Here is a 25,144-nt window from a genome sequence, read left to right on the forward strand (position 1 = left end):
TCAGCCCAGGGGCCAATGTTGATGACAGGCCTGGCGCACGGCGGCGGCGCTGGCCAGGTTCAGCAAGTCGGTACTGATGCGCTGGCACTGGGCGGCATCCAGGTGGCGTACGCGGTCCTTGATCTCACCGACCTGCGGCGGGCTGACCGACAGTTCCCGTACACCCAGCCCGATCAGCACCGGCGTTGCCAGCGGATCGGAGGCCAGGGCCCCGCACACCCCGACCCAGCGCCCATGCCTGGCCGCACCGGCGCAGGTCTGGGCGATCAGCCGCAACAGCGCCGGGTGCAGGGCATCGACCCGGGCGGCGAGACCGGCGTGGTCGCGGTCCATGGCGAGGGTGTACTGGGACAGGTCGTTGGTGCCGATGGACAGGAAATCTGCGTGTTCGGCCAGCTGTTCGGCGAGCAGTGCGGCGGCTGGCACTTCGATCATCACCCCAAGCTGCGGGCGCTCCTCCAGGCCGAGTTCGGCGGCCAAGGCATCAAGGCGCTGGCGGATGTGCAGCAGTTCGTCAACCTCGGTGACCATCGGCAACAGAATGCGGCAGCGCTGCAGTGGACGGGTTTGCAGCAGCGCCCGCAATTGCTGATCCAACAGTTCCGGCCGCACCTGGGCCAGGCGAATGCCTCGCAGGCCGAGCACCGGGTTGGCTTCGGCCGGCAGCGGCAGGTAGTCCAATTGCTTGTCGCCACCGACGTCGATGGTGCGGATGATCACGGGCCTGTCGCCCATGGCATCGAGCACGGCCTGATAGGCCTCGCGTTGTTCTTCGTCGTCGGGGGCGGTGTGGCGGTCGACGAAGAGAAATTCGGTGCGCAGCAAGCCGATGCCATCGGCACCGTTGGCGAAGGCCTCGCCCGCTTCGACGCTGGAGGCAGCGTTGGCGGCGACCTCGATCCCTATTCCATCAACCGTTCGCGCCGGCGTATGGGCGAGGGTCTGTTGCTGGGCGCGCAAGGCGACGCGTTGACTGTGCACTTGCTGCACTTGTGTCAGTCGCTCGGCGCTTGGCGTAAGTTCGAGGCGGCCGCCGTCTGCGTCCAGCACCACCGATTGGCCCGGCGCCTGTGCAAGCAGGGCCTCGCCCAACGCCACCAGGCAGGGCAGGCCTTTGCCCCGGGCCAGGATCGCCACGTGGGAGGTCGCGCCGCCTTCGGCCATACATACGCCGGCCACGCCTTGGGCGCTGAGTTGCAACAGGTCTGAGGGGGTCAGCTCTCGCGCGGCGACGATCGCGCCTGTCGGTACGTCGAACTTACAGGCTTCACCCAGCAACACCCGCAGAACCCGCTGGCGCAGGTCGTGCAAATCATTGGCGCGCTCGGCCAGCAGTGCACTGCCCAATTGCCGTAGCACCTGGCACTGCATGTCGATGGACTGGCTCCAGGCATGGGGCGCGGCACGGCCCTGATCGATCGAGAGGTCAGCGGCGTCCAGCAGGACCGGGTCTTCCAGCAACGCCAGATGGGCGCTGAAAATGGCCTGCTCATCGATGTGGCGCCGGGCCTTGGCGTGTTCCAGCGTGATCTGGATGTCGCGACTGACGTGGGCCAGGGCTTGGCGCAGTCGTTGACGTTGCTCTTCGACGTCATGTCCACCGACATCCTCGGGCAATTGAATGCCCTCCAGCCGGACCAGCGTCCCGCTGACCAGTCCGGGGGCGGCGCAGACGCCGTGCAGCACACCCTCTTCAGCGGCCCGGCTCGGTGCCTTGGCCTGGGGCGCCTGGGTATGAGCCTCTTCGGCCAGGGCCGTGGACAGGGTGGTCAACAGCGCTTGCAACGCCGCTTCGGCATCGCTGCCGCGACAACTGACATGCACCTCAGCCTGTTCGTTGATCGCCAGGCCCATCATGCCCATGACGCTGTCGCAGGACGCCGACCGACCGCCAAAGTGCAGCTGCGAGCGACTCTTGAACCCTTGCGCGGTATGGCGGACCAAGGCTGCCGGTCGGGCGTGCAGGCCTCCCCGATGGGCGATACGGATCTGGCCGAACACCTCGATGCCGACGTCCAACTCATCGTCACGTGTTTCATTCGGTGTCTTGCTGACGATGTGCAGCAACGGTTCGCCGACCTTGACGCCTTTAAGTGTGATCGGCCGTGCCTGGAAGTGTTCGCCGTTGGTGATGACCAACAGGCTGACCAGGCTTTTGCAGCGCTGGGCCACGTTGTCCAGGTCATAGCGCAGCAGCGCCTGGCCGTTGCTGACTCGCGCACCTTCCTTGACCAGTATGGAAAAACCGTCGCCCTGCAACTCGACGGTGTCCAGCCCGAGGTGCAGCAGCAATTCGGCGCCGTTGTCGGCCCGCAGTGTTACGGCGTGGCCGGTACGAGCGACGTGGATCACCTCGCCGTCGCAGGGGGCGTAGAGGGTATCGTTCAGTGGATCAATGGCGATCCCATCGCCCATCGCACCGCTGGCGAACACCGCGTCCGGCACGTTGGCGAGGGTGAGCACCGGACCGCTGAGCGGGGCGCTGAGGATCAGCTCTTTATTGTTGTTGGGCATGGGCTCGCTCTCTTTGGGATCATTGGCCTTGCATGAAAAGAACGCTGGCGGTTCAGTGGGTCCGGGTGACCTTGCTCAAGTGCCGTGGCTGATCGGGGTCCAGGCCTCGGGCCACGGCCAATCGGGCGGCCATGCCGTAAAAGCTCTGGATCGCCAGGATCGGGTCCAGGGCTGGATGCCCGGCGCGACTCAGCGTCAAGTCGCGCTCGGCGATGTCATCGGGGGCGGCCAGCAGTACCCGGGCGCCGCGCTCGCGCATGTCGGCGGCCAGGCTCAACACGCCAGCCTGCTCGGCACCGCGCGGAGCAAAAACCAGCAGCGGATAGTTTTCGTCGATCAGGGCCATCGGCCCGTGACGGACTTCGGCGCTGCTGAAGGCTTCGGCCTGGATCGCCGAGGTTTCCTTGAACTTGAGTGCCGCTTCCTGGGCGATGGCAAAACCGGCGCCACGACCAATCACCATGAGCCGTTGGCAGTCACGCAGCGCTTCGACGGCGGCGCTCCAATCCTGGCTCGCCGCGTCGCGCAGGCCTTCGGGCAGCGCATGGCCGGCTTCGAGCAACTCGGTGTCGTCCTTCCAGTGGGCCACCAACCGCGCACTGGCGCTGAGGGTGGCAATGAAACTCTTGGTCGCGGCTACACTGCTCTCGATGCCGGCGCACAACGGCACGCTGAATTCGCAGGCCGCCTCCAGCGGAGAATCCTCTGCGTTGACCATCGCCACGCTCAACGCGCCGCGCTTGCGCAACAGGCGCAGGCTGTTGACCAGGTCCGGGCTCTGCCCCGACTGCGAGAACGCGAACGCCACCTGGCCGCTGACCTTCAGCGGCGCCTGTTGCAGCGTGACCACCGACATCGGCAGCGATGCCACCGGCAAGCCCAATTGCTGCATGGTCAGGTAAGCGAAATAACTGGCGGCGTGGTCGGAACTGCCCCGAGCCACGGTCATCGCCACTTGCGGCGGTTGACGACGCAAGCGTCCGGCGATTTCCGCCAGCGTCGGATCCAGTCGCTGCAATTGACGCTCGACGGCTTCGGCTGAGGCGAGGGCCTCTTCAAGCATTTTGGAAGTCAACGGCTTCTCCTTCGACCATTACGTCGATCAGGTTCAGGGCACGGTCAAGGCGCACGCAGTCGGCCCAGGCGCCGGGATGCAGGCGTCCGCGCTCGGGCAGGCCGAGGTAGTCGGCGGGGAATTGCGACAGGCGTCGGGAGGCGTCGTCGAGGGGCAGGCCGATCTTCACCAGGTTGCGCAGGGCCTGGTCCATCGTCAGGGTGCTGCCGGCCAAGGTGCCGTCGGCCAGCCGCACGCCGCCCAGGCATTTGGTCACGGTGTGGCTGCCCAGCTTGTATTCGCCATCGGGCATGCCGGCGGCGGCGGTGGAGTCGGTAACGCAATACAGGCACGGGATCGAACGCAACGCCACGCGCATGGCACCGGGGTGCACGTGCAGCAGATCCGGGATCAGCTCGGCGTATTGCGCATGGGCCAGCGCCGCGCCGACGATGCCCGGTTCGCGGTGATGCAGCGGGCTCATGGCGTTGTACAAATGGGTAAAACTGCTGGCCCCGGCGGCCAGTGCCGCGACGCCTTCTTCGTAGCTGCCGAGGGTATGGCCGATCTGCATGCGCACACCGCGAGCGCTGAGGGCACGGATCAAGGCATCGTGGCCGGCGATTTCCGGAGCGATGGTAATCACCCGGATCGGCGCCAGGGCCAGGTACGTTTCCACCTCGGCCATCAACGCGGTGTGGGCGAAATTCGGTTGCGCGCCGAGTTTTCCGGGATTGATGTAAGGGCCTTCCAAGTGCACGCCGAGGACACGTGCGCTGCCGCTGGGCCGCTGTTCGCAGAACTCACCGAGGGCCTTGAGGACGCTGGCGATTTCTTCGCTTGGCGCGGTCATGGTGGTGGCGAGCAACGACGTGGTGCCAAAGCGCACGTGGGTACGGGCGATGGTTTCGAAGGCTGGGGCGCCCTCCATGATGTCCTTGCCGCCACCGCCGTGCACATGCAGGTCGATGAAACCGGGCAGCAGGTAGGGCAGGTCGTTGCTCGTCGGGTCGCAGGGCTGGCCTTCGACGGACACGACCTTGCCGTGTTCATGGATCAGGCGGCCGCGTATCCAGCCGTTGGCGGTGAGGATGTTGTCTTCGGACATTGGAATTCTCTGGTCGTCTAGCGCCGTAGCTCTGCCACAAAGTCGTAGTAGTCGTTGCGGCAATAGGTGTCGGTGACTTCGATGGGCGTGTTGTCTTCCAGGTAGCCGACCCGCGTCATCAGCAACATCGCGGTGCCGGGGGCGATGCCCACCAGGGCGGCGAACTCGTCCGAGGCGTTGATGGCCTGGATGTGTTGCAAGGCTCGGACAACCGGTTTGCCGATGCCATCGAGAAATTCATAAAGCGAATCGCCCACCGCCTGCGGCTTGGGAATGATCGACGCCGGCAGGGTGCTCATCTCGATTGCCATGACCGTGTCGTCGGCCTTGCGCAGCCGTTTGAGGCGGGCGACTTTGTCGGTGGGTGACAGGCCCAGGCGGATCAGTTCTTCGTGGGTCGGCGGGGTGATTTCCCGCTCCAGCCATTGGGAACCGGGCACGAAGCCCTTGAGGCGGAGCATCTCGCTGAAACCGCTGAGACGCGAGAGCGGTTGCTCCAGGCGCGGAGTGATGAACGTTCCGGAGCCTTGGTTGCGGCGGATCAGGCCTTGTTCGAAGAGTACTTCCAGCGCCTTGCGGGCGGTGACCCGGGAAATGCCCAGTTGCTCGCTCAGGCTGCGCTCGGACGGCATCGCTTGCTCGGCTTTCCATTGGCCGGCGTGGATGGCGGCTTCGAGGTTGCGGGCCAGTTGCAGGTAGAGCGGGGTGGGTTGGGTGTCGTCGGGGCGCAGGGCCAGGATGTCGTTCATGTGCGATGTGTCCGATGCGGTTGTTGTGGGCGTTGTCGCTCGGTGATTGGGGTGGAAGCTAATACCACTTGAATACCATGTCAACGCTGCTTCTGGCGCTTGATATGAATTCATGGGGCATTTTTGGAAGGTTGGCTTTAAGTGGTATTGGCGTGGTGGAGGTGGTGCGTGGAGTTACGGTGTTCGAGCTGATGTTTTTGAGGGCAGTGGTATGCACCGAGGGCAGGTTACGCAATTTGATTTTTATTTCTGGGGCACCGAGTTTCTCCTGTGGGAGCGAGCCTGCTCGCGAAGGCGGCAACACAGTCGATGAAGATGCTGAATGTGCCGGCCTCTTCGCGAGCAGGCTCGCTCCCACAGGGGCAGGTGTCGATCACTGGTTCTGTGAACAACAAAAATCCATTGTGGAGCGAGCTTGATCGCGATAAATCGAAAGACGGACACAAAAATTCCGGTGGAACACCGAACCTGTGGCGAGGGAGCTTGCTCCCGCTGGATGCGTCAGCATCCCCTGCGGTGTGATGGCTGGTAAAGCAGGGGGCCGCTTCGCAACCCAGCGGGAGCAAGCTCCCTCGCCACAAGAGCTCCTCGCCGCGAAAATGGGGCTACGGCCGAATCTCGATCATCGTCCCATCCGGCACCAGGTTCCACACCTCGCGCATGTCCACATTGCGCATGGCGATGCAGCCGTCGGTCCAATCCAGGGTATGGAACAACTGCTCGGGGTTTTCTTCCGTATCGGGCGTGCCGTGGATCATGATCATGCCCCCCGGCTCCACGCCTTCGCGGCGGGCGCGGGCGGCGTCGCTGATGTTGGGGTAGGAGATGTGCATCGACAGGTAGAACTTGTCGCTGACCTTGCGCCAGTCAATCCAGTAGAAGCCCTCGGGGGTGCGCTTGTCGCCCTCGATCAGCTTGGGGCCTTTCTTGGCGCCCTTGCCCAGGGAAATGCGATAGGTCTTGAGGGGCTTGCCGTCGTTGATCAATTGCAATTGATGGGCGGACTTGAGCACCAGGACTTTTTCGATGACTTTGCCGTTGTAGGTTCCCACGGCAGCGGCTTGGGACACGGCGGTAAACGACAAGCAGAACAGGACAAGCAACCAGCGCATTGAAACGATATCCCTAGAGGTGTCGCGGCTATATTGGATTTTCTAGGCTCTGTACGAAATGTATCCGCACTTGCCCATACTGCGTTGAAACGAGGCTCGGAATGCTCATGTACTCCAGTACACTGCGCTTCCTCGCCCCGTTTCGCCTTGTCTGGCCTTCGCGCGAACACATTTCGTACAGAGCCTACGTATTGGCAGGCTGAGCCAGCGGCGGTATCGACTCGGATCGCACCGGATAATCCTCGGCTCGCCGGTCAGCGTAGAAGTATTCTAGGGTACGGCCCACCGTGCGGAAAGCCAGCTCGTCCCACGGTATATCGGCTTCTTCGAACAGCTTCACTTCCAGGCTTTCCGGCCCGGCGGCGAAATCCTCGTCCACCAGCTCGGCGCGGAAGAATACATGGACCTGGCTGATATGCGGGACGTCAATCAGCGTATAGATACTCAGGTTGCGTACCCGGGCGCAGGCTTCTTCGGCGGTTTCACGCGCGGCGGCCTGCTCGACGGTTTCGCCGTTTTCCATGAAGCCCGCCGGCAGTGTCCAATAACCGCGCCGCGGCTCGATGGCGCGCCGGCACAACAGGACTTTGCTGCCCCAGGTCGGTACGCAACCGGCCACGATGTTGGGGTTCTGGTAGTGAATGGTGTGACAGGTGTCGCAGACAAAGCGCAGTCGCGAGTCGCCCTCGGGTATGCGCTGGGTTACCGGGTTACCGCACTGGCTGCAGAATTTCATGCTGGGATTCCTGGAGGCTGCGCCTATCTTGGCGTGTACTGGGCGGTATCGGCAAGTTGTCGTTTCGCGACATGACGCGGTCCGGGGCTTGGGCCGCTTGCCTGATTGGTGCATGATGCTAGGCAGCGAATAAATCGAGAAGTCTCATGCTGGACGAGCTACTGCATCGAGTAAGCAACCATACGCCGCGCGATCTGGAGACCGATCGGCGTTTCCCTGAAGCGGCGGTGCTGGTGCCGATCACGCGCAGTGATGAACCGGAGCTGGTGCTGACCCTGCGCGCCAGCGGTCTCTCGACCCACGGCGGCGAAGTTGCGTTCCCCGGCGGACGTCGAGACCCGGAAGACCCAGACCTGATCTTCACCGCCCTGCGCGAAGCCGAAGAGGAAATTGGCCTGCCCCCTGGCCTGGTGGAGGTGATCGGTCCCCTCAGCCCACTGATCTCATTGCACGGTATCAAGGTCACGCCTTACGTCGGTGTGATTCCGGACTATGTCGAATACCAGGCCAACGATGCCGAGATCGCCGCGGTGTTCAGCGTGCCGCTGGAGTTTTTCCGCAAGGATCCGCGCGAACACACCCATCGCATCGACTACCAGGGCCACAGTTGGTACGTGCCCAGCTACCGTTTCGAGGGGTACAAGATCTGGGGGCTGACGGCGATCATGATCGTGGAGTTGGTCAACTTGCTGTACGACGCCGGTATCGACCTGCACACGCCGCCCAAGACTTTCATCAATACATGATGCCCCGAGGACTCCGATGAAATACCGCCTGGGCGATGCCCGTGTCGAAACCCACCCACAAAGCTGGGTCGCGCCCAACGCCACGCTGGTGGGCAAGGTCCGCCTCGAAGAGGGCGCCAACGTCTGGTTCAACGCGGTGTTGCGGGGTGACAACGAACTGATCCTGATCGGCAAGGACAGCAACGTCCAGGACGGCACGGTGATGCACACCGACATGGGCTATCCATTGACCATCGGCACCGGCGTGACCATCGGCCACAACGCCATGCTCCACGGCTGCACAGTGGGGGACTACAGCCTGATCGGCATCAACGCGGTGATTCTCAACGGCGCGAAGATTGGCAAGAACTGCATCATCGGCGCCAACTCGCTGATCGGCGAAGGCAAGGAGATCCCGGACGGTTCGCTGGTGATGGGCTCGCCGGGCAAGGTCGTGCGGGAACTGACCGAGGCCCAGAAGAAAATGCTCGAGGCCAGCGCGGCGCATTACGTTCAAAATTCGCAGCGTTATGCCCGCGACTTGGCCGAGCAAGAACAATGAACGCACCTGAACGTCCGGTTCCTTCGCCCTGCGTGAACATCTGCTCGCTGGATGATGACGATACCTGCACCGGTTGCCAGCGCACCGTGGCGGAAATCACCCGTTGGAGCCGGATGGACAACGATGAGCGCCGCGGCGTGTTGGCGTTGTGTCATGAGCGGGCGAAGGCGAGTGGGTTGGTGTGGATGTTGCCGGTGAGGCGATGATTGTGAACACGCCCCTGTGGCAGAGGATTTATCTGTGGCGAGGGGATTTATCCCCGCTGGGCTGCGTAGCAGCCCCCAAATTCGGCGCCTCGGTGTGTCAGGCTGAATGAGTTGAATGCTTTGGGGCTGCTGCGCAGCCCAGCGGGGATAAATCCCCTCGCCACAGGCGCATCTCACAAGGCTTTAACCGATCGTCGCCCCAACCATCGATCCAACCCCACCACCCCCAGCGCAATCCCGACAAAACCGGCCAATACCCCCCCTGCATTGATGAACACCTGTGGATAACCCAGGCTCGCCACGTCAATGAATGGGTAGGGGTAGGCCGCCAGCAAATCCCCGCGCAGCAGGATGTAGGCGAAGTACACCAGCGGATAAATCATCCACAGCCCGATGTGACCCAGGCGCAATGTGCCTTTAGGCACCCAAAGCCCCCAATAGATGATGAACAGTACAGGCATGACGTCATGCAGCAATTCATCGGCGACAAACTGCCAGCCTTCCGGTTGCCAGAGGTGGCGCAGCAGCACGTTATAGGCCAGGCCGACCAGGGCGATGCTCACCGCGATGCCGCTGCGTACCGCAGGTAGCAGGAACCAGCGCCGGACGGCGGATTCACGCTGGGTCAGTTCCCAGGTCAGCACCACGGCGGCGAGGGTATTGGTCAGCACCGTGAAAAAACTGAAGAAGTTGACCAAGCCACCCAACAGGCTCGCGCCCAATTCCCAGCGACCCAGCAGGATCAGGTAAAGCTGGACGCTCAACCCAACCCAGCCGAGCAACGCCAGCATCGACACGAAACCGGTTCGCACGTCCACGGTTCAGAGGGGCCGCTTGGTGCGCATCAGCTTGATGTACAGGCGCTCGACTTTTTCCCGCGCCCACGGCGTCTTGCGCAGGAACGTCAGGCTCGACTTGATGCTCGGATCGCTTTTGAAACAACGAATATCAATGCGTTCGGCCAGGCCCGACCACTCGTAGTGCTGCACCAGGGCGTTGAGGATCTGCTCCAGCGTCACGCCGTGCAGCGGGTTGTTGTTCGGTTCGGTCATGGCGGGCCTTTGCATGAAGAAGTCTAAAGCCGCGCACCTTAGCCGAGGTGCCCGTTGGGTGGAAGTATGGCTTTCATCCTGGCTTCGTGAAGCTGGGCACACTGTTACCGAATCCGAGATGATCCATGTCAACAAAAGCGCTTTCTCTATTTGTAACAGGACATTATCCTTGCGCCGCTTGCTGAAACGCTTCTTCTTTTGTGACAGAGCCTCTGCGTACAGCCTGATCCGATAGAAAAATCAAAGAAAACCTAGCGTTCAGACTTGAGAGATAGCGCTGTCTCTTGGCGTATGACGATCGACTTTCTGTGGGAGCGGGCTTGCTCGCGAAGACGATTTCACATCCGGCCTTAATGTCGCCTGACACGTCGCTTTCGCGAGCAAGCCCGCTCCCACAATGGTCCGCGTCCACCCAATTACCTTTTTTACTGAACCATGCCCCGCCAGGATCGTCATCTAAAGTGACACCTTGCGCGGGACTCCTTAAAACGTCACGGAGATACAACTATGAGCACTGAGGGTGCTTTGAGTCGAAGCCGTCTGTTACCGAGCCTGCTCGGCATTCTGCTTCTATTGATGGGGCTGGCCTTGTTGGCCGGTGGGATCAAACTGAGCACGCTCGGCGGCTCGCTGTATTACTTGCTGGCCGGTATCGGCCTGGCGATTACCGGCGTACTGCTGATCATGGCCCGCCGTGCGGCCCTGGGATTGTATGCGCTGGTGCTGTTCGCGAGTACCGTCTGGGCGCTGTGGGAAGTGGGCCTGGATTGGTGGCAACTGGTGCCGCGCCTGGCAATGCTGTTTGCCTTGGGCATTGTCCTGCTGCTGCCATGGTTCCGCCGTCCGTTGCTGACCGCCGATGCATCGCCCATGGGCACCCGAGCGCTGGGCGCCGCGGTGATCATCGCCGGTATCGCCGCCCTCGCCAGCCAGTTTACCAACCCCGGTGAAATCAAGGGTCAACTGGACCGCGACAGCGTTCCGGGCATGGCCAACACCGCACCGGCCATGCCGGACGGGGATTGGAACTCCTACGGCCGCAGCGCTCACGGCGACCGCTATTCGCCGCTGGCGCAGATCACCCCCCAGAATGTCGGCAAGCTGAAGGAAGCCTGGACGTTCCGCACCGGTGACCTGCCAGGGCCGAACGACCCGGGCGAGACCACGGCGGAAAATACCCCGCTGAAGGTCAACGGCATGCTGTATGTGTGCACACCTCACAGTCAGGTGATCGCACTGGAGCCTGAAACCGGCAAGGAAATCTGGCGTTTCGATCCGAAGCTTTCCACGCAAAAAGCGGAAAACTTCAAGGGTTGGGCCCACATGACCTGCCGTGGCGTGACCTACCACGACGACGCTGTCTACGCGTCCGCTGAGCAGAGCCCGACCGGCACCGCCAGCACCACTCCGGCCAGCACCGTGTGCCCACGGCGGATCTTCCTGCCGACCGCCGACACGCGCCTGATCGCCCTCAACGCCGACACCGGCAAGATGTGTGAAGACTTCGGCGACAAAGGCCAGGTCGACCTGACCGCGAACATCGGCGGCTTCACGGCCGGCGGTTACTACTCCACCTCGCCACCGGCGGTCACCCAGAACCTGGTAGTGATTGGCGGCCACGTCACCGACAACGTCTCCACCGACGAGCCAAGCGGCGTGATCCGCGCCTACGACGTACACACCGGCAAGCTGGTATGGAACTGGGACAGCGGCAACCCGGACGACACCACGCCGATTGCCGAAGGCAAGACCTACACCCGCAACTCGCCGAACATGTGGTCCATGTTCAGCGTCGATGAAAAACTCGGCATGCTCTACCTGCCGATGGGCAACCAGACCCCCGACCAGTTCGGTGGCATGCGTACCCCGGAATCGGAAAAATATTCCGCTGGCCTGACCGCATTGGACATAGCCACCGGCAAGGTGCGTTGGTACTTCCAGTTCACTCACCACGACCTGTGGGACATGGACGTCGGCGGTCAACCGACCCTGATGGACATGAAGACCGCCGATGGCGTGAAGCCGGCCGTACTGGCTTCGACCAAGCAGGGCAGCATCTACGTGCTGGACCGCAGCAATGGCCAGCCGATCATTCCGATCAAGGAAATCCCGGTGCCGCAAGGCGCGGTGGAGGGCGACCACACTTCGCCCACCCAGCCGATGTCCGACCTGAACTTCGTGCCGCCGGTCCTCAAGGAGCGCGACATGTGGGGCGTGACGCCGTTTGACCAGATGTTGTGCCGGATCGACTTCAAGTCGCTGCGTTACGACGGCATGTTCACGCCGCCGTCGCTGCAAGGCTCGATCGTCTACCCAGGCAACTTCGGCGTGTTTGACTGGGGCGGTATTTCGGTCGATCCGGTGCGCCAGATCGCCTTCGTCAACCCGAGCTACATGGCGTTCAAGTCGAAGCTGGTTCCAGCAGCGGAAGTGGCGGGTGGCCCGGGTCGCAAGAGTGAAACCGAAGGCGTGCAGCCGAACAAAGGCGCGCCATACGGGGTGATCCTCGAAGCGTTGCTCTCGCCCATGGGCCTGCCGTGCCAGGCACCTGCGTGGGGTTATGTCGCCGCCGTGGACCTGACCAACAACAAGACCCTGTGGAAGCACAAGAACGGCACCGTGCGCGACAGCTCGCCAGTGCCGATCCCGCTGAGCATGGGCGTTCCAAGCCTGGGTGGTACCTTCACCACCGCCGGTGGCCTGGCGTTCCTGAGCGGTACGCTTGACCAGTACTTGCGCGCCTACGATGTGAAAAACGGCAAGCAATTGTGGGAAGGCCGCCTGCCCGCAGGCGCCCAGACCACGCCGATGACCTACACCGGCAAGGACGGCAAGCAGTACGTGCTGGTCGTTGCAGGTGGTCACGGTTCCCTGGGCACCAAGCAGGGTGACTATGTGATCGCCTACAAACTGCCGGATTAAATCCAAGCAGCGCTCATGAAAAAGGCGACACCCTTGCGGGTGTCGCCTTTATTTTAATACCCGATTTCACGCTGGCTTCTGTGAATACAACGAGCCTTTGGCTTTTGTGAACACAACAAGCTTTTGTGGCGAGGGGATTTATCCCCGCTTGGGCTGCGAAGCAGCCCTAAACCCAACAACTCGGGGTGTCAGGCAGATTGGGTTTGCTGCTTTGGGGCTGCTGCGCAGCCCCAGCGGGGATAAATCCCCTCGCCACAGATAAATCCCTTCCCTACAAGGATTGTGTTCAGCCTTGGGCTTTTACAGTTCGATTTTCACGGCCTGCGAAGCCCGGGTCGCCTTGGCGCGGGCGGCTTCGATGGATTCATCGCGGGCCAAGGCCACGCCCAGGCGACGCTGGCCGTTGACTTCCGGCTTGCCGAACAGGCGCAGCGCGGTGTCCGGTTCGCTCAGGGCGGCGCCGAGGTTGGCGAACGCGGTCTGGGTCGACTGGCCTTCTACCAGGATCACCGCCGAAGCCGATGGGCCGAACTGGCGGATCAACGGGATCGGCAAGCCAAGAATGGCGCGGGCATGCAGAGCGAACTGCGACAGGTCCTGGGAGATCAGCGTCACCAGGCCGGTGTCGTGCGGACGCGGCGAGACTTCGCTGAACCACACCTGATCACCCTTGATGAACAGCTCGACGCCAAACAGGCCACGGCCGCCCAAGGCCTCGGTCACCGCCTTGGCAACGCGCTCGGATTCAGCCAGGGCCGCCGGGCTCATGGCCTGTGGCTGCCAGGATTCCTGGTAGTCGCCCTTTTCCTGACGGTGGCCGACCGGCGCGCAGAACGTGGTGCCGCCGACATGACGCACGGTCAGCAGGGTGATTTCGTAATCAAAGTCGATGAAACCTTCGATGATCACCCGGCCCTTGCCGGCGCGGCCGCCTTCTTGGGCGTAATCCCAGGCTTTCTGTACGTCATCGGCGCTGCGCAGCAGGCTCTGGCCCTTGCCCGAGGAGCTCATCACCGGCTTGACCACGCAGGGGAAACCCAGGGTTTCCACAGCCTTGCGGTAGTCTTCCACGGTGTCGGCGAAGAAATAGGGGGAAGTCGGCAGCCCCAGCTCTTCGGCTGCCAGGCGACGGATGCCTTCGCGGTTCATGGTCAACTGCGCGGCGCGGGCCGTAGGGATCACGGTGAAGCCTTCGGCCTCCAGTTCCACCAGGGTGGCGGTGGCGATGGCTTCGATTTCCGGCACGATGTAGTGCGGCTTCTCGGCCTCGATCACCGCGCGCAGGGCGGCGCCGTCGAGCATGTTGATCACATGGCTGCGGTGGGCCACTTGCATGGCCGGCGCGTTGGCGTAGCGATCCACGGCAATCACTTCAACGCCCAGGCGCTGCAGTTCGATCACCACTTCCTTGCCCAGCTCACCGCTGCCACACAACAAAACGCGGGTCGCGGTGGGCGACAATGGAGTTCCGATACGGGTCATCTGAAGGTCCTCAAACAGGAGCGGGTCATCGGGGCGCGCGCCGGGCGAGCTTCCCAGGGGAGAAAGCGCGGCATTTTACATGAACCGCGTCAGCCGGCGATGGCCTGTTTGCGCAGACGCCAGGCCATGATCAGCCAGACGGCGGTGACCCCGGCGAATTTCGAAAGCAGGGCGGTCGTCACCACGGCGGGTGTCAGGGCATCGATCAGACCGAAGAAAATGAAGGTGTCCAGGGGAATGCTCAGGGCCGAGCTTATCCACAGGCGATCGTGCAATGGGCGCTTGGTGACGGTGAACACCAGCCAGTCGATGCATTCGGACACCGCGAATGCCGTGGCGCTGGCCAGGGCGATGGTCGGGTCGGAGGTGACGTAGGACAGCACCAGCGCTGCCAGCATCGCCGCGATGGCACCATGGCCGAAACGGGTCTGCACCATGTCGCGCAATACAAACACCAGCCCGCCCCAGGCCGACCAGATGACGTCCAGGTGTGGCGCGGCCGAGAAGGCGAAGTTGATCAGCACGACGCTGCTGATGTAGGCGAGCAGGAAAAGCATGGGGCCGGGTACCTGGTGATGACGGATAAGGTGTTAAAGGACAGCGATAGCCCTGTGGTGAGGGGATCTATTTTGTGGCGAGGGGATTTATCCCCGCTGGGCTGCGCAGCAGCCCTAAAATCAGGCAACTCGGTGGATCAGACAGATTGAGGTGACTGTTTTGGGGGCTGCTTCGCAGCCCAGCGGGGATAAATCCCCTCGCCACAGGGGTTATGTACAGTCCCTCAGTGGATGCAGGGTACTTCAGCCACCGCCCGTCCCTCAATCCTCCTCACTGTCATCCAGCTTCCAATACCCCACCGCCTTCACGAAATCCTGGTCCAACCCTTTCTCTTCCAGCAACACCTTGCGAATCTGCCGAGACACTTTGCTTTCGGTCGCGACCCAGGCATACAGCTTGCCTATCGGCATTTCCAATTGCTGCACGGTGCGCAGCAGGCTGTCGTGGCGGCCTTCGCGCAATACCCAGATCACATGCACCTGCGCCGGGCTTTGGAGCACTTGCTGTTCGGCGCCATTTTCAACTTCCACCACCACCAGGGCCCGCCGGTTGGGCGCCAGGCCTTCGAGGCGGCGGGCGATGGCGGGCAGGGCGGTTTCGTCGCCGATCAACAGGTAACTGTCGAAGATGTCCGGCACGATCATCGAGCCCCGTGGCCCGGCGATGTAAAGGTGTTGCCCCGGTGCCGCCTGCGTCGCCCAGGTCGCGGCAGGGCCGTCGCCGTGGAGCACGAAGTCAATGTCCAGCTCCAGGGTTTCCAGGTCATACCGGCGCGGGGTGTAGTCGCGCATCTCGGGCATCGGTCCCTGGGCCTTGCCGGCGGTGGGGTTGAAGTTTTCCAGGGCGGCGTGTTCCTCGGCGTTCTGCGGAAACAACAGCTTCACATGATCGTCGGTGCCCAGGCTTGCAAACCCGGCCAGTTCCGGCCCGCCGACGGTGATGCGGCGCATGCGTGGGGTCAGGTCGACGACGCGCAGCACTTGCAGGCGGCGGCGCTTGATCTCGTGGTTGACGCGGTGGATGGTGTTTGGATCGACTTCAGTCATGGGTTTGACTCCGAAACAGGTGGACGGCCCGGGCCGTCGGTGATGGCTTTGGCGGTGTCGTCGAGCAGGCCGCGCACCCGTTGGACTTCTTCCGGGCTCCAGCGGCCAGGGTGCTTTTGTAGCGCATGGCGCAGGTTATACACCGCTTCACGGATTTCAGGGGGACGATCGGGGCCACGCAGCATGCGCTTGCTGGTTTCGATTCGCTTGCGCACCTGATTCAGCGCGTCGGCCTGCTCTACAAGGGATAGACGTCCGGCATCGGTCACGCTGTAACTCTTTTTCCCATCTTCGACACCGCAAATGACCATTGCACTCATTTCCAGAAAGGCCAGCGTCGGATAGATAACGCCGGGGCTGGGGCTGTAGGCGCCATCGAACATTTGCTCGATCCGGCGCATCAGGTCATAGCCGTGGCAAGGCTGCTCGGCCAGCAGCGCCAACGACAGCAACTTCAGATCACCGGCAGCGAAGATGCGAGGTCCTCGGCTGTTACGTCCACGGCCCGTCGGGGCTCGTTCAAAACAGTCATGTTCGTCTTCAGGGGAAGAGTAAGAGGAGGTCATAGGCTGTTCTCCGTTCTGCCTAGATGTTGAGATATAACTTTTTGCATAAGATATATTTTGACGTGCGCGAAATTTCGAAACTAAGATATATCTAACTTGCCGTTCGTTATTTACAGTGAGGCAAGACCTTACCTGATTGCGATATAGAGGCCGAGTTTGATTTTTCCGGGCTTTTTTTCTTGACATCATCAAGCCCGCTTTATTGCTGGCGTTGTAAGTTCTTTCTGACATCCAAAATCTGTTTTTAACAGAATCCGAGTCTTTTTCTCGCACGCGTATGCCGGATTTACTACGTGCATATAGGAATCTGCCTGCTTTTTTTTGTTTCAATAGCGTTGATCATGCCCGGCGTTGGAAGTGCAGCCAGAATGATTGTCTGGCGGCAACTTCAACTCTTCTATCTATTGCAAAAGAACAGGTATGAACAACATGCTCAAACAACTCGTAACCGGTGCTTCCCTGGCAGCTGCCGCCCTGACTTCTTCGCTGGCATTCGCCGCCGACGACGCGCGCTCTTCCATCCACATCACTGCCAACATCCCGACCCAGCAGTTTCATGTGCAGCCTCGCAATCCGGACTTCGGTAAGGATGAGACCATGAGCTACAACACGGTCAGCGGCACCTTGACTTCGTTGCGCCAGACCTACGACGTGAAAAACACCGAAGGTTCGGTCCATGCCTATATCGAAGGCGGCCCTGCTGCGCTGTACAACGGCAGTAACTCCATTGCCCTGACCACCGCCTTCAACGGCGTCACCCTGAGCGCCCTGCCTCAGGAAGTGGTGGACGATGCCACCTCCACCCCAGGTACCCAGGCCGACATGACCATCGTCGCGGCCCGGCCTCTCGATACCCAGAACGGCCTGTACACCGCCGACATGACCGTCATCTTCGACGCGGTGCCTCGCGCTACGCCGTGATGCCATCCGATGCCCGTTGATTTGCACGGGCATTCGCAGGCCGGCCGGCACTCCCCAGCCGGTCGGCCTGTACCTGAAACGCCTTGAACGCTCGCTGATTAGAGAATCCGTTGATGTTTCCGATGACACCCATCGCGGGTGCGCTCGCGCTGTTGTTGTGCGCGAACGCCTCGGCCGCGCCGACTGCCCCCGGTACAACGCCCAAAAGCCTGTTGTCCCAGGCCAAGGGACTGCCGGCGGAGTTTGAATCCCACTTCTTCGATGTGCCACTGGCGGTTCGTGTTGAACTCAATCAACAGTACCTTGGCGAAGCCATGGTGGTATTGACCCGGGACGATCGTATTACGTTGCTCGAATTCACCGACACGCAAGACAGTCCGATCAGCAACCTCGAACGTGAGAAATGGGAACAACTGCTCAAGCAAGGACAGTCGCTGGGCGCATGCGAAGCCAATTGTTCATCAGGGCTGCTCGCCATGCATTACAGCCTCGAGAATTCGTTGGTGACGATCCTGACTCGGGATGTGGAACGCGGCACTGAAACCAAGCGTTACCACGATCAGCCAGAAGGTGGCAGCCTGGGTCTGATCTTCAACAACCAGCTCAATATCAATGGTGGCCAAGAGCAGGACACCGGCGGGCGCTATGGCCTGAATGCAAGTTCCAGCCTGGGCAACTGGAGTCAATCGCTCGACCTTCAACTCTCGCGTCTCGGCGGACCGGACGACAAGATCTACCACGCCGTCCACGAGCTCTATACCCAACGAGAACTGGAAGGTACTTTTTTTCGCCTGGGTTATTTCACGCCCAGCTCCGATGGCCTGAATCGACAGATCCGTTCGTTCGGTGCCAACCCGGACACTGCCGTGGGCGTGATGTATGGCAGCTCCGACAGCCTGGTCATCGATAATCCCCGGCCCAGCGTCTACCCCATCTACGTCACCGCGAGCCGACAGGCTTCGGTGGAGATTTATCGCAGCGGCCTGTTGATCAATACGCAGGCGGTCAGCGCCGGCTTGCAGAGCCTGGACACCCGGCCCTTGCCCGGCGGCATTTATGAAGTGGAAGTCCGCTTGGTCGAGGACGGGCAAACCAGCGCCACCAGCCAGGAGCTGGTCTACAAGCCCAACAACTGGAGCAGCACCGAAGACCGCTGGCGCTACAACCTGTTTGCCGGCCGCGAAACCCGGCTCTGGAGCAACTGGGAAGACCAGCCTTCCGGCTTCACGACAGCCGGGGTCGGCTTGAATTACCTGCTGCACCCGCGGGTCATCCTGGGAGCCTCCACGCGCCAGGTGCAGGACAAGCTGCAAGTGGGCACCTCGGTGGATTGGACGCTGGCGAGCAACACCAGCCTCTACGCCAACGTCTATCAAACCCAGCAGTATGGCACCGGCATGGATCTGCAAGGTTTGTACAGCTACCTCAACGGCAGCGTGGTGGCCAGTCACAACCGCAGTTGGCTGGACACCCGCAACACATACGAAACGTTGCAGGACGGCACGCGTATTCGCCAGCGCCAAGTGTATGTCGGCCACACCAGCAATTCCTCGCTGTCGGTCAACCATCGCTTGAGCAACAAGACCTCCGTCAATGGGCGACTGGCCTACAGCGAAGGCAACATCCAGGGCACGGGGTTGGACCTGGGCTGGACCCAGCGTGGCCAACTGCGCGGCAGCGATGCCAACTGGCGGGTGTCGGTATTCGATCGCCCTGGCACCACCAGCACGGGGGACAAGCGCAATCGGGGCGTGGACCTGAGCGTCAGCGTGGCCTTGGGCGGGCCGGGGGAATACTGGTCGGGCAGCATCGGGACCCGCACCTCCCGCGATGGCGCGCGAGACAATAATGCCTCGCTGTCGTATCGCCGCAGCCTGGAAGACCATGTGCTGCAAAGCGTTTCCGGCACGGTGTTGGCCGACACCTATGGCGTGGGCCTGTCCAGTATTGCCAGTTTCGAAACCGATTCGCTTTTCGGCGATGGCTTCGTCCAGCGCTCGTCCTATAACGATAACCTCACCGGCGGCCTGAACCTGAGCAGCACGGTGGCGGTGGGAGGCAGCAAAGCGGCCGTTACCGCTACGCCTCATGGACGCGGCGCGGGCATGATCGTCGACGTCGAAGCCGACGTGGATGATGTTGTCCTGCGCGCCGACGACTTGACCGGCGGCAGCACCACGTTACGCCCCGGTCGCAACTTCGTGCCCATCACTGCCTACAAGAACAGCCAGGTGACCTTCGACTTCGAAGGCGTGCACCCGCCGGCGGCGAATATCCAACCTTCGCGCACCCGCTATCACCTGAACAAGGGCGGGGTGGACTACCGCAAGATCAGCGTGATGAGGACGGTGACCGTGCTCGGACGCCTGGTGGATGGGCAGGGCCAACCGCTTCGAGGCCACCACGTGATCAACCATGCCAGCCGCGGCATCAGCGAGGCGGACGGATTCTTTTCCATGGAAATGAATGCCGGCTCGCCGACCCTGGAAGTGCGCCACGCAAACGAATTGTTCTGCCGGTTCCGCCTCGACCCGGAGACTGCCAACCGCGAAGGCGATGTGTTGATGATCGGGGACTTGCGTTGCACGCCGGACACCTTGGCCGATACGGCAGTCGCCGAGGCTGGTGGGGTGAAGCAGCGTTCATGAAGCACCTTATTGGTAATGCCGTTCACCCGGGAAAAACGATGAAACCGTGGCTGGGAGAACCCGTGAGGGAGCAAGCTCCCTCACCACGGGGCTTCTGGTTTTCTCGCAGTGATTTGTCTTCAAGTATGAGGTTGTATAAATGAAACCCTTATCGGTTGCAGTGCGCAGCGTGGTCTCGGTGTTGCTGTTTGCGTGTGTGCCTGTGGCCAATGCCTTGGAGCGGGACATCACTGCAATATTCAGGCCTGACCCTTCCAAGCCCCAGGAGAATACGTTTCTCAATACCACGCCGGTGAGTGGTTACTGCGCTGACCATCCCGCGGAATGCGGAACGGCAAAAATGTTCAGCCTCACGTTGCCTATTACCTTCGACTCGATCCGCCCCATCCAGGCGAATCATGGCGATGTTCGGCAAGGGGCGATGTTTCACGCGCCCGTCAATTGGCGCACGGTACAAGTCACCCATTCAGGAACGGGCGAAACGGAAATCGTTGAAGTGCGCTGGTCCGGTGTAGGCCTGACCTACCGTCTTCCAACGAGTGCAGTCAACCTGGTGGGTGGCGGCGTGAGCAACCTCACCGCGCATAGTATGTTGTGGGGCAACTCCTCTTGGGTAAATGCCCCTTCGCCATGTCGATACAGTGGTGTGGGTTATCTGAGTAGCGTGGATTACACGTTTTTCTGGAAAACCCCGGTAGCAGGTGTATGTGCCAAGAAGGCCAGCTACCTGATTCCCAGCATGAAGTACCTTTCGCTGAATTTTGCCTATGAGTTGCGCACCCCCAACCCCTTGAAAATGTCGTCCGGGCTATACACCGGTTCGCTGACCTATACCGTTGGCCCGGGGCAGGATTTCGATGTGGGCGACGTCATGCTCCCGGATGATTCAACACTGACGCTCAACTTCAAACTCAACGTCGAGCACACCCTCAAGGTCGAAGTCCCCCCCGGCGGCAACCGCGTGGAGTTGGTACCCCAGGAAGGCTGGCAATCCTGGCTGAACAGCGGTCGCAAGCCAACACGATTGTTTCGCGACCAGCGCTTCCATATCTCGGCGTCCTCGCGTTTCAAGATGGAACTCGAATGCCAATACGTCAGCGGCAACACCTGCGCAATTTCCGAAACCGGCACCGGTCATGCCGTGCCGGTGGATGTCAGCGTCACCCTGCCCGACGGCTTGACTGACGGCGCCGGGCAGCCGGTCAACCGTCGACGGTTACTGCGTGACGGCAGCGGTACCGAACTGTTCCAGCCGGGGCTTTATGTCGATCGCCGGTCGGGCACCCTGCACTTTGAAGTGGGCCGCGGCAGCGTCGAAGAGATGCTGGACAGCGGCGCCAAAGCCTACACCGGAAACATCACGGTGATCTGGGATTCAGAAGTTTAAAAACACCTATTCAACGGATTTGAATATGAGGTCATACCCATGAAAGGAACACCGGTAGTCGCGAACTGTGTGGTTTCAACGGTTTTGTTTGCGAGCATGCCCATGGCCAACGCCTTGACCCAGGACATCAGCGCTGTGTTCAGGCCAGACCCGTCGAAGCCTCAGGAAACCGGGTTTCTCAACACCACGCCAATGAGTGGTTATTGCGCCGAAGCTCCGTCGCAATGCCAGGCATGGAAAATGTTCAGCATCCGGCTGCCCCTGAGTGTGAATTCCATCAGGCCTATCCAGGCCGGGCACGCCGACGTTCGACAAGGGGCCATGTTTCAAGTACCTGCCAACTGGCGCACGGCGCAGATCGTTCATTCCGGTACGGGCGAGACCGAAATCGTCCAGGTGCGGTGGGTCGGCATTGGTGCTCGCTATCAAGTCCCTGGCAGCGTGATCGAACTGGTCGGTGGCGGGGTGGAAGCGGGCACTGCGCATACGATGCTGTGGAACGACAACTGGGGCCAGGCGCCTTCACCGTGCAACTCCAGCGGGTTCAGTCGTTTCGGCGACAACCATTACGAGTTTTTCTGGCGGACCCCGTCGGAAACCGAGTGCGCAAAAAAGGCCAACTTTGTGATCCCCAGCATGGCGTATCCCTACGTGGACTTTGCCTATGAGCTGCGCATGCCGAACCCGATGAGAATGTCGGCGGGGCAGTACACCGGGGATCTGACCATCGGCGTTGGACCAGGGCGGGAGCTGGACATGGGCGACGTCATGCTGCCCAGCGATTCGGCCATCACGCTCAATTTCAGGCTCGATGTCGAGCATACCTTCAAGGTCGAGGTGCCTCCCGGCGGAAACCGGGTGGAGCTGGTGCCCGATGGGGGCTGGCAAGCCTGGCTGAATGGCGGCAGCAAACCGAGCCGGCTGGCGCGCGATCAACGCTTCCATATCTCCACATCGTCACGCTTCAAGATGGCGCTCGATTGCCAATACATCAGTGGTAATACGTGCGCGATCGGCGAAGCCGGCTCGGGCCATTCCGTACCGGTGGACGTCAGGGTGACGCTGCCTGAGGGGCTGACCGATTTTGGCGGACAACCCATCAACCAGCGTCGCCTGTTGCGAGATGGCAGTGGCACGGAGCTGATCCAGCCCAGTGTCTATGTGGATCGCAGGCCTGCAAGCCTGCATTTCGAAGTGACTCGGCAAAGCATCGAAGAAATGCTCGACGGCGGCGCCAAAGTCTATTCCGGCAACATCACGGTGATCTGGGATTCGGAAGTTTGAGCGGCCTGATCGCCGGCGGTATCCAGTGAGTTGCGCTTAAAGCATGAGGTTGAGAAAACAATGAAACACGTATTGGCATGGGTGGGTTTGTACCTGTTTTGCGGCGTGGTCCAGGCCGGGCCGCAAATCGGTGTCGGGGTGGTCTACGACTACCTTGACGGTGATAAAAGCACTTACATGAAGCGGGTGTTCAATGGCGGAACGTCCACGGCATTCATCAAGGTCAATGTCCTGGAAATTCTCTATAACGAGGACGGCAGCTACCGCGAGGAGCCGGTGCAGAGCCAGCCTGGCGGGCTGGCCAAGGATGGCTTGATGGCCAGCCCGGCCCGGCTGATCGTGCCGGCCAACGGCATGCAGGGCACGCGATTGCTGTTCCTGGGTAACCGCGACAAGGAGCGTTATTTCCGGGTGCGCTTCGTGCCTGTGGTGCCGGAAGCGGAGGACGAGTTCGCCGTCAGCGAGGAGGAACGCGAGGCCTATAAAAAGGAACGCGTGACGGCCGGGGTCAAGGTGCTGGCGGGCTATGGCACGGTGTTCTTCGTTCGCCCCAAGAACACCCGTTTCGAGACCGTGATCGAGGACAACGCCAGCCGCTACGTGATGCGCAACAACGGCAACAGCGTGCTGGTGATCGATGAGTTCAAGGATTGCGTGGCGAAGAAGGAAAACGACTGCCGGCCGACCACCAAGCACCACGTCATGGCCGGCCGCACGTTCTCGTTCGACAAGGAGTCGGGACGTGAATACCGCTTCACGTTGATCGAAGGCGGCCAGAGCAAACCCATCCAGATCAAGGGTTGACGGTCGCCGTACCGTCCTTGACGCCACAGGTATCCACTATGTTCAAGACACTGGCATGCCCTCTCGCCGTCGCCGCGCTGACCTTGCCCTGGGCCCCGGCCTGGGGCGCGGTCGAGCGGGAAACCTTCGAGCTCTACGTGACCATCCCCACGGTCGAGTTCTTTGTGTTGCCGCTCGACCCGCAGTTGGTCCAGCGCGAACAGCGCTTGCCCTTCAACACGATCATCAATGACCTCAGTCCGCTGCGCGCGACCTACGAGGTGAAAAATACCAACGGTTCCATCGACGCCCGCCTCGGGGAGGAGGCGTATCTGTCCAACGGCCGCGAACGCATCGACCTGCGGGTGAGGTTCAACGGCGTCGAATTGACCTTGGATTCGGCCCAGGTGGTATCGGCCAGCGAGGCCCGGCCAGGACGCCAGGTCCCGTTGGAAATCGCCGCCATCCGGCCCGATGACGACTACAAGCCCGGCGATTACTACGGCACGGTGCACATGGTGTTCGATGCCGTTGCGCCTTAAGGCTTGGTCTTTGTTTCTATCAACCATTAACAGGTAACGACATGTACAAAACAATAATATCTGCCGTCGCGCTGGGGGCTGCAGCCCTGAGCCCTTTACTGGCCGGGGCGGCTGACGATGCGCGTTCAGCCATCCACATCAGTGCGAACATTCCGAACAAGCAGTTTCATGTGCAGCCGCGTAACCCGGACTTCGGCAAGAACGAGGTCATGCACATGGATCCAGTGAGCAGGAAATTGACCTGGCTGCGCGAGACCTTCGATGTGAAGAACACCGACGGTTCGGTGCATGCCTACATCGATGGTCCAGCCTGGTTGTACAACGGCGTTCATTCGATCCCTCTTTTTATCACGTTCAACAACGTTGGCCTGGGTAGTACTCCGACGGAGGTGGTAGATGACGCAACGTCCACGCCAGGTATGCAGGCCGAGATGGTCATCTTCAATCCGTGGGCGGTTTCAACCAGACTGTCAGGCCAATTTACTGCCGATATCACCGTAATTTTCGACGCGGTCCCTCGAGTCAGCCTGTAAACCACCGCGCCACGCCGTGACTCATTGCCCCGCCACCGTGCCTCGCAGGGCGTACCAATGGCGAATTGAGCTTCAGCACACAACCCTTCGGCGAGGGAACAAACTCCCTCGCCACAGGTTTTTTAATAGGAAAGGTGTCAAGTATGTTTAAAAAGAGGGTGTCAGTGACTGCCCTGGCTATCGCGGCCTTGAGTGCTTCGTGGGTGTTCGCTGCCAATGATGCACGCTCTTCCATTCATGTCACTGCAAACATTCCGAACAAGCAGTTTCATGTGCAGCCTCGCAATCCGGATTTCGGTAAAGACGAGTACATGAATTACAACCCTGTCAGCTACGAGTTGAGTTCCATACGCCAGGCCTTTGATGTAAAGAATACCGACGGCTCGGTCCATGCCTACCTTGATGGGCGCTCTATTTTATCCAATGGTGTCGTGCTCATACCGCTGCGAGTCAGGTTCAACGACGTCTTGTTGGACGAGATGCCTCGAGAAGTAGTCGATGACGCCACATCCACGCCAGGGACCCAGGTGGAGATGTTCATCCATGCCAATCATTGGCCCATTCCTCGTGATCCTGGCCTGTACACCGGGAACTTCACTGTCGTCTTCGATGCGGTGCCTCGTGTAACCCTGTAAACCAAGGTCCCGGTGCAGG

General features: G+C 61.1%; 25 protein-coding genes. 13 read left to right on the top strand and 12 right to left on the bottom strand.

What is annotated here, in order from left to right; all coding sequences use genetic code 11:
- From ptsP to JMN22_RS05435, 4 genes are read right to left on the bottom strand one after another with little or no spacing between them, the layout of a single operon-like run.
- Positions 1-2,514, bottom strand: a complete 2,514-nt coding sequence (gene ptsP / locus JMN22_RS05420) for a phosphoenolpyruvate--protein phosphotransferase (protein WP_198796571.1) — start codon at positions 2,512-2,514, stop codon at positions 1-3.
- Between the two features lie 52 nt (positions 2,515-2,566).
- Positions 2,567-3,589 carry an SIS domain-containing protein gene (locus tag JMN22_RS05425; RefSeq protein ID WP_030139603.1) on the bottom strand — a complete coding sequence of 341 codons (1,023 nt, stop codon included), beginning with the start codon at positions 3,587-3,589 and terminating at the stop codon, positions 2,567-2,569.
- On the bottom strand, positions 3,570-4,676 hold the full coding sequence (gene nagA / locus JMN22_RS05430; RefSeq protein WP_198796570.1) for an N-acetylglucosamine-6-phosphate deacetylase: 1,107 nt from the start codon (positions 4,674-4,676) through the stop codon (positions 3,570-3,572). Before nagA ends, JMN22_RS05425 begins: the two co-directional genes overlap by 20 nt.
- A 17-nt stretch (positions 4,677-4,693) precedes the next feature.
- Positions 4,694-5,425 (bottom strand): GntR family transcriptional regulator, encoded by a 732-nt coding sequence (locus JMN22_RS05435; RefSeq protein WP_030139601.1) that lies wholly within the window; start codon positions 5,423-5,425, stop codon positions 4,694-4,696.
- 77 nt (positions 5,426-5,502) lie between these two features.
- Between JMN22_RS05435 and JMN22_RS05440 the strand changes: the two genes are divergently transcribed.
- Positions 5,503-5,844 (top strand): hypothetical protein, encoded by a 342-nt coding sequence (locus tag JMN22_RS05440; protein ID WP_198796569.1) that lies wholly within the window; start codon positions 5,503-5,505, stop codon positions 5,842-5,844.
- A 186-nt stretch (positions 5,845-6,030) separates the two neighbouring features.
- Here JMN22_RS05440 and JMN22_RS05445 read toward each other — a convergent pair whose 3' ends face one another.
- Together JMN22_RS05445 and JMN22_RS05450 are read right to left on the bottom strand one after the other, a co-directional pair.
- Positions 6,031-6,537 (bottom strand): L,D-transpeptidase family protein, encoded by a 507-nt coding sequence (locus JMN22_RS05445; RefSeq protein WP_030138556.1) that lies wholly within the window; start codon positions 6,535-6,537, stop codon positions 6,031-6,033.
- A gap of 184 nt (positions 6,538-6,721) precedes the next feature.
- Entirely contained in the window at positions 6,722-7,273 is a 552-nt protein-coding gene (locus tag JMN22_RS05450; RefSeq protein WP_030138555.1) for an NUDIX hydrolase, read from the bottom strand.
- A 146-nt stretch (positions 7,274-7,419) separates the two neighbouring features.
- Between JMN22_RS05450 and JMN22_RS05455 the strand changes: the two genes are divergently transcribed.
- Genes JMN22_RS05455 through JMN22_RS05465 form a run of 3 tightly spaced genes read left to right on the top strand, consistent with a single transcriptional unit; the run spans position 7,420 to position 8,766 of the window.
- A complete protein-coding gene (locus tag JMN22_RS05455) occupies positions 7,420-8,019 on the top strand; it encodes a CoA pyrophosphatase (RefSeq protein WP_030138554.1) in 600 nt (199 codons plus the stop codon).
- 16 nt (positions 8,020-8,035) lie between these two features.
- Positions 8,036-8,560, top strand: coding sequence for a gamma carbonic anhydrase family protein (locus JMN22_RS05460; protein WP_198796568.1), 525 nt, complete (start codon positions 8,036-8,038; stop codon positions 8,558-8,560).
- Positions 8,557-8,766 carry a DUF1289 domain-containing protein gene (locus tag JMN22_RS05465; RefSeq protein ID WP_198796567.1) on the top strand — a complete coding sequence of 70 codons (210 nt, stop codon included), beginning with the start codon at positions 8,557-8,559 and terminating at the stop codon, positions 8,764-8,766. Before JMN22_RS05460 ends, JMN22_RS05465 begins: the two co-directional genes overlap by 4 nt.
- A gap of 173 nt (positions 8,767-8,939) precedes the next feature.
- Here the strand turns inward: JMN22_RS05465 and JMN22_RS05470 are convergent, their stop codons facing one another.
- Both JMN22_RS05470 and JMN22_RS05475 read right to left on the bottom strand, forming a co-directional pair.
- Positions 8,940-9,557, bottom strand: coding sequence for a Pr6Pr family membrane protein (locus JMN22_RS05470; RefSeq protein ID WP_030138551.1), 618 nt, complete (start codon positions 9,555-9,557; stop codon positions 8,940-8,942).
- 30 nt (positions 9,558-9,587) lie between these two features.
- Entirely contained in the window at positions 9,588-9,818 is a 231-nt protein-coding gene (locus JMN22_RS05475; RefSeq protein WP_030138550.1) for a VF530 family DNA-binding protein, read from the bottom strand.
- A gap of 507 nt (positions 9,819-10,325) precedes the next feature.
- Between JMN22_RS05475 and JMN22_RS05480 the strand changes: the two genes are divergently transcribed.
- Positions 10,326-12,740 (top strand): glucose/quinate/shikimate family membrane-bound PQQ-dependent dehydrogenase, encoded by a 2,415-nt coding sequence (locus tag JMN22_RS05480; protein ID WP_198796566.1) that lies wholly within the window; start codon positions 10,326-10,328, stop codon positions 12,738-12,740.
- Positions 12,741-13,040: 300 nt separating this feature from the next.
- Here the strand turns inward: JMN22_RS05480 and purT are convergent, their stop codons facing one another.
- From purT to JMN22_RS05500, 4 genes are all read right to left on the bottom strand, one after another.
- Positions 13,041-14,222: a formate-dependent phosphoribosylglycinamide formyltransferase gene (gene purT, locus JMN22_RS05485; protein WP_030138548.1), complete on the bottom strand. Its 1,182-nt coding sequence runs from the start codon at positions 14,220-14,222 to the stop codon at positions 13,041-13,043.
- A gap of 89 nt (positions 14,223-14,311) precedes the next feature.
- Entirely contained in the window at positions 14,312-14,779 is a 468-nt protein-coding gene (locus JMN22_RS05490) for a preQ0 transporter (protein WP_198796565.1), read from the bottom strand.
- 261 nt (positions 14,780-15,040) lie between these two features.
- A complete protein-coding gene (locus JMN22_RS05495) occupies positions 15,041-15,826 on the bottom strand; it encodes a siderophore-interacting protein (protein ID WP_030138546.1) in 786 nt (261 codons plus the stop codon).
- Complete coding sequence (locus JMN22_RS05500) at positions 15,823-16,392, bottom strand: PadR family transcriptional regulator (protein WP_198796564.1); 570 nt, start codon at positions 16,390-16,392, stop codon at positions 15,823-15,825. Before JMN22_RS05500 ends, JMN22_RS05495 begins: the two co-directional genes overlap by 4 nt.
- A gap of 429 nt (positions 16,393-16,821) precedes the next feature.
- Between JMN22_RS05500 and JMN22_RS05505 the strand changes: the two genes are divergently transcribed.
- The 8 genes from JMN22_RS05505 (at position 16,822) to JMN22_RS05540 (ending at position 25,125) form a co-directional block, all read left to right on the top strand.
- Entirely contained in the window at positions 16,822-17,313 is a 492-nt protein-coding gene (locus JMN22_RS05505) for a CS1 type fimbrial major subunit (RefSeq protein WP_198796563.1), read from the top strand.
- 113 nt (positions 17,314-17,426) lie between these two features.
- The gene (locus JMN22_RS05510) at positions 17,427-19,961 is read left to right on the top strand and encodes a CS1-pili formation C-terminal domain-containing protein (RefSeq protein WP_198796562.1); all 2,535 of its coding nucleotides are present in this window, start codon (positions 17,427-17,429) and stop codon (positions 19,959-19,961) included.
- 139 nt (positions 19,962-20,100) lie between these two features.
- Positions 20,101-21,348, top strand: a complete 1,248-nt coding sequence (locus JMN22_RS05515; RefSeq protein WP_198796561.1) for a hypothetical protein — start codon at positions 20,101-20,103, stop codon at positions 21,346-21,348.
- A 39-nt stretch (positions 21,349-21,387) separates the two neighbouring features.
- Positions 21,388-22,632, top strand: a complete 1,245-nt coding sequence (locus tag JMN22_RS05520; RefSeq protein ID WP_030138541.1) for a hypothetical protein — start codon at positions 21,388-21,390, stop codon at positions 22,630-22,632.
- Positions 22,633-22,692: 60 nt separating this feature from the next.
- Positions 22,693-23,436, top strand: a complete 744-nt coding sequence (locus JMN22_RS05525; RefSeq protein ID WP_198796560.1) for a molecular chaperone — start codon at positions 22,693-22,695, stop codon at positions 23,434-23,436.
- A 38-nt stretch (positions 23,437-23,474) separates the two neighbouring features.
- Positions 23,475-23,957: a CS1 type fimbrial major subunit gene (locus JMN22_RS05530; RefSeq protein ID WP_030138539.1), complete on the top strand. Its 483-nt coding sequence runs from the start codon at positions 23,475-23,477 to the stop codon at positions 23,955-23,957.
- A 41-nt stretch (positions 23,958-23,998) separates the two neighbouring features.
- Positions 23,999-24,490, top strand: coding sequence for a hypothetical protein (locus JMN22_RS05535; protein WP_030138538.1), 492 nt, complete (start codon positions 23,999-24,001; stop codon positions 24,488-24,490).
- Positions 24,491-24,654: 164 nt separating this feature from the next.
- Positions 24,655-25,125, top strand: a complete 471-nt coding sequence (locus JMN22_RS05540) for a CS1 type fimbrial major subunit (protein WP_410002279.1) — start codon at positions 24,655-24,657, stop codon at positions 25,123-25,125.
- Positions 25,126-25,144 lie beyond the last annotated feature (19 nt).

This window comes from Pseudomonas sp. HB05 (assembly GCF_016756915.1).
GTDB classification, from domain to species: Bacteria; Pseudomonadota; Gammaproteobacteria; order Pseudomonadales; family Pseudomonadaceae; genus Aquipseudomonas; species Aquipseudomonas alvandae.

What these genes read in the sequence shown, in the direction of transcription:
- ptsP (WP_198796571.1), bottom strand. Translation starts at nt 2,514, where the DNA reads ATGCCCAACAACAATAAAGAGCTGATCCTCAGCGCCCCGCTCAGCGGT.
- nagA (WP_198796570.1), bottom strand. Translation starts at nt 4,676, where the DNA reads ATGTCCGAAGACAACATCCTCACCGCCAACGGCTGGATACGCGGCCGC.
- JMN22_RS05435 (WP_030139601.1), bottom strand. Translation starts at nt 5,425, where the DNA reads ATGAACGACATCCTGGCCCTGCGCCCCGACGACACCCAACCCACCCCG.
- JMN22_RS05440 (WP_198796569.1), top strand. Translation starts at nt 5,503, where the DNA reads ATGTCAACGCTGCTTCTGGCGCTTGATATGAATTCATGGGGCATTTTT.
- JMN22_RS05445 (WP_030138556.1), bottom strand. Translation starts at nt 6,537, where the DNA reads ATGCGCTGGTTGCTTGTCCTGTTCTGCTTGTCGTTTACCGCCGTGTCC.
- JMN22_RS05450 (WP_030138555.1), bottom strand. Translation starts at nt 7,273, where the DNA reads ATGAAATTCTGCAGCCAGTGCGGTAACCCGGTAACCCAGCGCATACCC.
- JMN22_RS05455 (WP_030138554.1), top strand. Translation starts at nt 7,420, where the DNA reads ATGCTGGACGAGCTACTGCATCGAGTAAGCAACCATACGCCGCGCGAT.
- JMN22_RS05460 (WP_198796568.1), top strand. Translation starts at nt 8,036, where the DNA reads ATGAAATACCGCCTGGGCGATGCCCGTGTCGAAACCCACCCACAAAGC.
- JMN22_RS05465 (WP_198796567.1), top strand. Translation starts at nt 8,557, where the DNA reads ATGAACGCACCTGAACGTCCGGTTCCTTCGCCCTGCGTGAACATCTGC.
- JMN22_RS05470 (WP_030138551.1), bottom strand. Translation starts at nt 9,557, where the DNA reads ATGCTGGCGTTGCTCGGCTGGGTTGGGTTGAGCGTCCAGCTTTACCTG.
- JMN22_RS05475 (WP_030138550.1), bottom strand. Translation starts at nt 9,818, where the DNA reads ATGACCGAACCGAACAACAACCCGCTGCACGGCGTGACGCTGGAGCAG.
- JMN22_RS05480 (WP_198796566.1), top strand. Translation starts at nt 10,326, where the DNA reads ATGAGCACTGAGGGTGCTTTGAGTCGAAGCCGTCTGTTACCGAGCCTG.
- purT (WP_030138548.1), bottom strand. Translation starts at nt 14,222, where the DNA reads ATGACCCGTATCGGAACTCCATTGTCGCCCACCGCGACCCGCGTTTTG.
- JMN22_RS05490 (WP_198796565.1), bottom strand. Translation starts at nt 14,779, where the DNA reads ATGCTTTTCCTGCTCGCCTACATCAGCAGCGTCGTGCTGATCAACTTC.
- JMN22_RS05495 (WP_030138546.1), bottom strand. Translation starts at nt 15,826, where the DNA reads ATGACTGAAGTCGATCCAAACACCATCCACCGCGTCAACCACGAGATC.
- JMN22_RS05500 (WP_198796564.1), bottom strand. Translation starts at nt 16,392, where the DNA reads ATGACCTCCTCTTACTCTTCCCCTGAAGACGAACATGACTGTTTTGAA.
- JMN22_RS05505 (WP_198796563.1), top strand. Translation starts at nt 16,822, where the DNA reads ATGCTCAAACAACTCGTAACCGGTGCTTCCCTGGCAGCTGCCGCCCTG.
- JMN22_RS05510 (WP_198796562.1), top strand. Translation starts at nt 17,427, where the DNA reads ATGTTTCCGATGACACCCATCGCGGGTGCGCTCGCGCTGTTGTTGTGC.
- JMN22_RS05515 (WP_198796561.1), top strand. Translation starts at nt 20,101, where the DNA reads ATGAAACCCTTATCGGTTGCAGTGCGCAGCGTGGTCTCGGTGTTGCTG.
- JMN22_RS05520 (WP_030138541.1), top strand. Translation starts at nt 21,388, where the DNA reads ATGAAAGGAACACCGGTAGTCGCGAACTGTGTGGTTTCAACGGTTTTG.
- JMN22_RS05525 (WP_198796560.1), top strand. Translation starts at nt 22,693, where the DNA reads ATGAAACACGTATTGGCATGGGTGGGTTTGTACCTGTTTTGCGGCGTG.
- JMN22_RS05530 (WP_030138539.1), top strand. Translation starts at nt 23,475, where the DNA reads ATGTTCAAGACACTGGCATGCCCTCTCGCCGTCGCCGCGCTGACCTTG.
- JMN22_RS05535 (WP_030138538.1), top strand. Translation starts at nt 23,999, where the DNA reads ATGTACAAAACAATAATATCTGCCGTCGCGCTGGGGGCTGCAGCCCTG.